Below are 5274 nucleotides of genomic sequence, written 5' to 3'. Positions count from 1 at the left end.
CCTGTGGAACCGTGGCAATGACGAGCCGGCCCTGCGCTTCCTGCAGGATGGCAATGAGGCCGCATCGGCGGCGAAAATCGCCCTTGCCCGTGCCAGCGCCGTTGTCATTTCCGCCGGTCTTGGTATTCTTGGCGTGACCCCGGCTGAAGAGATGCGATAAACGCACGCCGCCGGGAACAGGCAAATTCCGGGTCAACCGGGCAAGGCCGGGCAACCGGCGGCGAGGCGACGAGCATGACGACCTACGACTACCGCGAGAGTGGGGGTTACGGGCATGAACACCCGCAGCCCCATTACGCGCATCCCGAAGATCCCGCTCCTGAACGTGCGCCACGCGTCGTGTCGCGATGGGTCAATGTGGCCGGCGCACTGACATCCGTGGCCATGATCGCGGGTCTGGTGGTCTGGGGCTACAAGCTGGCGATGCGCGATCTCAACGGCGTGCCGGTGATCCGCGCGATGGACGGGCCCGCCCGGATCGCGCCCGAGGACCCGGGCGGCGAACTTGCGCGCCATACCGGTCTGGCCGTGAACGACGTCGCTGGCACGGGGCAGGCGGCGCCTGCGCCCGAGAAAGTGACGCTCGCGCCCAGCCCGGAGGGCTTCACCGACGATGACAAGCCGATGGGCGAGTTGGCGGCAGAGGCCAAGGTGGCAGGCGATGAGGCCAACCCTGCGTCCAATCCGGCCGTAGAGGCCGCAATCGCGGCGCTCGAGCCTGCTGCGCTCAATGCCGATCCCTCGCAGGTGAAAGACGCGCCCGACATTCCCGTGAAGCCCGCGCTGATGAGCCCGGCCATGCCCGAGACGCGCCCCGATGCGGTCGAGCAGGAGGCAACGCCCGAGAGCGAAGCGGTCAGTGGCGTGATCCCGGCTACGGTTCCGGGCGTCTCGCGCTCGCCGCGGCCGCAGACCAAGCCGATGCGCGATCAGCTTCTGGCGGCGGCGCTGGAGCAGGCAGTGACGAAGCAGATGTCGGCGGGACAGGCCGAAAAAGGCGTTGTTGACATCAATCCTGCGGAACTGTCCGCAGGCACGCGCCTTGTGCAGCTTGGCGCCTTCGACACTGAGTCCGCCGCCAAGGGCGAATGGGACCGCATCGCCAAGCGCTTCGATGCGCTGATGTCCGGCAAGAAGCGCGTGGTTCAGAAGGCGAGCTCCGGCGGGCGCGATTTCTATCGCCTGCGCGTCGCGGGCTTTGACGACGTGACCGAAGCGCGCCAGTTCTGCGCCGCCCTCGTGGCCGAGCGGCAGAACTGCATCCCGACGCAGGCGCGCTGATGGGCGTCGCCGCGATCTTCGGCTGCGAGGGGACCGAGCTCTCCGCGCGTGAACGCGATTTCTTCCGCGAGGCCGACCCGTGGGGCTTCATCCTGTTCTCGCGCAATATAGACACGCCCGAGCAGGTCGCCCGGCTGACCGATGCGCTGCGCGGGGCCGTGGGGCGCGATGCGCCGGTGCTGATCGATCAGGAAGGCGGGCGGGTGCAGCGGATGCGCGGGCCCCAGTGGCGCGAATGGCTGCCGCCGCTGGAGCAGGCGAAGCGGGCAGGGGATGCGGCGCCGCGCTCTTTCTGGCTGCGCTCGCGGATCATGGCGGAGGAGCTGCGTGCGGTCGGCATCGACGTGAACTGCGCGCCCACCTGCGATATCGCGGGGCTTCTGACCCATCCGTTCCTGCAAAACCGCTGTCTGGGTAAGGATGCGGCCACCGTGATCGCCAATGCGCGCGCCACGGCCGACGGGCTGCTGGCGGGCGGCGTGCTGCCGGTGATCAAGCATATTCCCGGCCACGGCCGTGCGATCTCCGACAGCCACAAGGACCTGCCGGTGGTCGAGGCCTCCAAGGCCGATCTGATCGCGAGCGATTTCGCGCCCTTCACGGCGCTCGCTGATCTCCCGCTGGGGATGACCGCACATATCCGCTTCACTGCGCTAGATGACGCCCCCGCGACGCAAAGCGCGAAGATCATCAAGATTATCCGCGAGGAGATCGGCTTCGGCGGGCTCCTGATGAGCGACGATATCGGGATGGAGGCGCTGGCGGGTGGCTTCGGGACACGCACGGCTGCCGCGCTGGCTGCGGGCTGCGATCTGGTGCTCCATTGCAAGGGCGACATGCCCGCGATGGAAGAAGTGGCGATGGCCGCCCGGGCGATGAGCGAGGCGGCAAAGGCGCGCGCCGAGGCTGCGCTGGACCGGCGCTTGCCGCCCGAGACAGTTGACATGGCCGCGCTCGATGCCGAACTTGAGGCACTCTTGAGCGGCGGCATGGATGAGTGACACCGACAATCTGTTCGACTCGCAAACGGTAGCGGATCGGCTTCAGGCCGAGGCGCTGATCGTCGATGTCGACGGGTTCGAAGGCCCGCTCGACCTTCTGCTGACGCTTTCGCGCAGCCAGAAAGTCGATCTGCGCAAAATCTCCGTGCTGCAACTGGCCGAGCAATATCTGGCCTTCGTCGACCGCGCGAAGGCGCTGCGCATCGAGTTGGCCGCCGATTACCTCGTGATGGCGGCATGGCTCGCCTTCCTGAAATCGCGGCTGCTGCTCCCGCCCGACCCGGAGGCCGAAGGCCCCTCGGCGGAAGATCTGGCCGAGCATCTGGCCTTCCAGCTGGAACGCCTGCAGGCGATGCGCGAGGCGGCGGCGCAGCTGATGGCGCGCGACCGGCTGGGGCGCGACACCTTCGCGCGCGGTATCTCGGAAGAGGTCGAGCGCGTCCGCAAGGTCACCTATTCGGCCTCGCTGATGGACCTGATGCAGGCCTATGCGCGCATCCGCACGCGCGATGAATTCCGCCCCTATGCGTTCGATCGGACCAATGTCTTCACGATGGAGGAGGCGCTGGACCGGATGCGCGGGCTGATCGGTTTCGCGGGCGGCTGGTCGGAACTGACCACCTTCCTGCCCGACGGCTGGACCGCCGATCCCAAACGCCGACGCTCGGCCACCGCCGCGACCTTCGCGGCCTCGCTGGAGATGGCCAAGCAAGGCCAGATCGAGCTGCGCCAGAGCGATACGTTCCAACCCATTTCGATCCGGAAGAAAACATGAATGACGAGCCGGAACAGACTGAAGAAAAAGAAGAAACCCTTTTCGCGGCGCCGCCCATCGCCGCGCAGGAGCGAATGGTCGAAGCGATCCTTTTCGCCTCTGCCGAACCCGTCCGCATCCGCGAGATGGAAGAGCGGATGCCGCATGGCTGCGACCCCGCCGAGGCGCTCGTGCATCTGCGCAAGCGCTACGAGGGGCGCGGCGTGCGGGTGGTGAAGGTCGGCGACGCCTGGGCCGTGCGCACTGCGCCCGATCTCGCCTTCCTGATGCAGAAGGAGACGGTGGAGGAGCGCAAGCTGTCCCGCGCCGCCGTCGAGACGCTCGCGATCATCGCCTATCACCAGCCGGTCACTCGCGCCGAGATCGAAGAGATCCGCGGCGTCGCCGTCTCGCGCGGCACGATCGACCAGTTGCTGGAGATGGAATGGATCCGCTTCGGTCGCCGCCGGATGACGCCGGGCCGCCCCGTCACCTTCGTCGTGACGCAGGAATTCCTCGACCAGTTCAGCCTCGAGAGCGCCCGCGACCTGCCGGGCCTCAAGGAGCTGCGCGCCGCCGGTCTGCTGGACTCGCGCCCCCTGCCGGGTGCAGGCTCGGATGACGACGAGGAGGGCGAGGAGGACGAAGCCCAGACCGGCCAGTCCGAGCTGTTCGAGGATTGAGAGGGATCAGATGAACCTCAACCAGATCATCAACATGGTCATCCGGATGTTCCTGCGCCGCGGGATCAACTGGGGGATCAACAAGGGCGTCGGCATGGCCTCGAAGCGGGGCGGCAAGGGCAAGAGCGCGGGCCCGATGACGGCGCAGGAGCGCAAGCAAGCCCAGACCGCGCGTGAAGCGGTGAAGCGGGCACGGAAGGCGGCGCGGATCACGCGGCGGTTTTGAGGAAGGGAATGGGTGAGGTCAACGCTATCGAAGCAGCGCTCTACGAAAGCGTTCGTCAGTGGGTCTTGGCTCATCTTCCCTTTAACAAGAGCGATGTGGCGCTTGCGGCCTACGTTAACGGGCTGGACGCTCATAAACTGTTGGTCACGTACCACAACTGGCAGAGCCGTCTAATTTCTGAAGCGCCTAGAACGGTTCATGCCTCTGCCGCCCTGAGTGCAAATTCCTTGGCAGCGCAACATGCATTGGCTTTGAACGCGATCAGCGCGGACATATCCAAGGGCAATTCTCTGACGAAATATCTTAGTCGAGGAGTGACAATCTCGGCGCAGCTTCCCAGAAATCAAGCAAAATTGCAGAAACGCCGCGACCTCGATTTAATGTTGAACGATTGGGGCATCCATCATCTTCATTTGTCCAAAACCGTTGAGGCCGACGGTTTCGTTACGCGATCTGGACCGTTGCTGTTTGCGTATTTTCGAGAGAACGATGCTTATTTGCTAGATATTGCGGCGCATGGGAACTGGACTTCCGAGCAACTCGTAAAGGTGTTAATCGCTGAATTTCCCAACTCCGGGGCATTCGTCGAGATGCGAGGTGTTGCCGATCTTGGTAAGAAGCCAACTGAAGACGAGCGCCGTCGTCTGCGCAATGTGGCGATCAACGTTCCACTCGTGATTAACGGAACAGCCTATATGTCCACTGCGGGTATGGTAACTGCGGGAACATCCATCGCGGCTACGCGAGAAGCGGACCACGTTCTAATTGCTATCTCTGAGTTTGCGCGTATCTGGCATGAGACGCCCGAAAAAGTTCGTGCGGCAGTTAAAGAATCTGCGCATTCGCTGCCGGATACACCTGAGTTTGTATTTGACGTCATAGAAGATGCCGGGCCGATAGTCGTCGATAAGAAGTCAAACTCCGTCTTTCGGCTTCTTCCAGATGATGCGACAAAGGCTCAATAAGGGGTTCGGCTAGACTATCAGTTGCTACTCACCGCCCCTGACGTCGCGCCATGAAGGCGAGCCGCTCGAACAAATGCACATCCTGCTCGTTCTTCAGAAGCGCTCCGTGCAGTTTCGGCAGCAGGCTCGCGCCTTCGCGTTTGAGGTCTTCGGGGTTCAGATCCTCGGCCAGCAGCAGCTTCAGCCAGTCGAGCACTTCGCTCGTCGAGGGTTTCTTCTTCAGGCCCGGGGTCTCGCGGATCTCGTAGAACTGGCTCAGCGCCTCGGTCAGCAGGCGGTCCTTGATGTCGGGGAAGTGGACGGCGACGATTTCGCGCATCACTTCCGGCTCTGGAAAGCGGATGTAGTGGAAGAAGCAGCGGCG

7 protein-coding genes and 1 pseudogene are annotated in these 5274 nt (G+C 64.1%); 7 read left to right on the top strand and 1 reads right to left on the bottom strand.

The genetic code is table 11. The annotated features are described in order from the left end of the window. From B3D39_RS11280 to B3D39_RS11250, 7 genes are all read left to right on the top strand, one after another. On the top strand, positions 1-160 hold a 160-nt coding region (locus tag B3D39_RS11280), incomplete at its 5' end, for a DALR anticodon-binding domain-containing protein (RefSeq protein ID WP_286789690.1). A gap of 74 nt (positions 161-234) precedes the next feature. Beyond that, positions 235-1281, top strand: coding sequence for an SPOR domain-containing protein (locus tag B3D39_RS11275; RefSeq protein WP_274963086.1), 1047 nt, complete (start codon positions 235-237; stop codon positions 1279-1281). Continuing rightward, a complete protein-coding gene (gene nagZ, locus B3D39_RS11270; protein ID WP_274963087.1) occupies positions 1281-2282 on the top strand; it encodes a beta-N-acetylhexosaminidase in 1002 nt (333 codons plus the stop codon). Before B3D39_RS11275 ends, nagZ begins: the two co-directional genes overlap by 1 nt. After that, complete coding sequence (locus tag B3D39_RS11265) at positions 2275-3057, top strand: segregation and condensation protein A (RefSeq protein ID WP_286789689.1); 783 nt, start codon at positions 2275-2277, stop codon at positions 3055-3057. The genes nagZ and B3D39_RS11265 overlap by 8 nt, the downstream gene beginning before the upstream one ends. After that, positions 3054-3719 (top strand): SMC-Scp complex subunit ScpB, encoded by a 666-nt coding sequence (scpB, locus tag B3D39_RS11260; RefSeq protein WP_274962750.1) that lies wholly within the window; start codon positions 3054-3056, stop codon positions 3717-3719. The genes B3D39_RS11265 and scpB overlap by 4 nt, the downstream gene beginning before the upstream one ends. A gap of 10 nt (positions 3720-3729) precedes the next feature. Beyond that, a complete protein-coding gene (locus tag B3D39_RS11255) occupies positions 3730-3945 on the top strand; it encodes a hypothetical protein (protein WP_274962749.1) in 216 nt (71 codons plus the stop codon). Positions 3946-3953: 8 nt separating this feature from the next. Beyond that, entirely contained in the window at positions 3954-4910 is a 957-nt protein-coding gene (locus B3D39_RS11250) for a hypothetical protein (protein ID WP_274962748.1), read from the top strand. 28 nt (positions 4911-4938) lie between these two features. Here the strand turns inward: B3D39_RS11250 and B3D39_RS11245 are convergent. After that, a pseudogene (locus tag B3D39_RS11245) lies at positions 4939-5274 on the bottom strand (ATP-binding protein); the annotation flags it as partial.

It is taken from the genome of Thioclava sp. UBA3469, assembly GCF_002378135.1.
Taxonomy (GTDB): domain Bacteria; phylum Pseudomonadota; class Alphaproteobacteria; order Rhodobacterales; family Rhodobacteraceae; genus Thioclava; species Thioclava sediminum.
Note: the sequence above shows the minus strand (reverse complement) of the source record. Positions and strands in the feature narration are given on the sequence as shown.

Bases quoted from the DNA above. Each gene is read 5' to 3' on its own strand.
- B3D39_RS11275 (WP_274963086.1), top strand. From the start codon at position 235: ATGACGACCTACGACTACCGCGAGAGTGGGGGTTACGGGCATGAACAC.
- nagZ (WP_274963087.1), top strand. From the start codon at position 1,281: ATGGGCGTCGCCGCGATCTTCGGCTGCGAGGGGACCGAGCTCTCCGCG.
- B3D39_RS11265 (WP_286789689.1), top strand. From the start codon at position 2,275: ATGAGTGACACCGACAATCTGTTCGACTCGCAAACGGTAGCGGATCGG.
- scpB (WP_274962750.1), top strand. From the start codon at position 3,054: ATGAATGACGAGCCGGAACAGACTGAAGAAAAAGAAGAAACCCTTTTC.
- B3D39_RS11255 (WP_274962749.1), top strand. From the start codon at position 3,730: ATGAACCTCAACCAGATCATCAACATGGTCATCCGGATGTTCCTGCGC.
- B3D39_RS11250 (WP_274962748.1), top strand. From the start codon at position 3,954: ATGGGTGAGGTCAACGCTATCGAAGCAGCGCTCTACGAAAGCGTTCGT.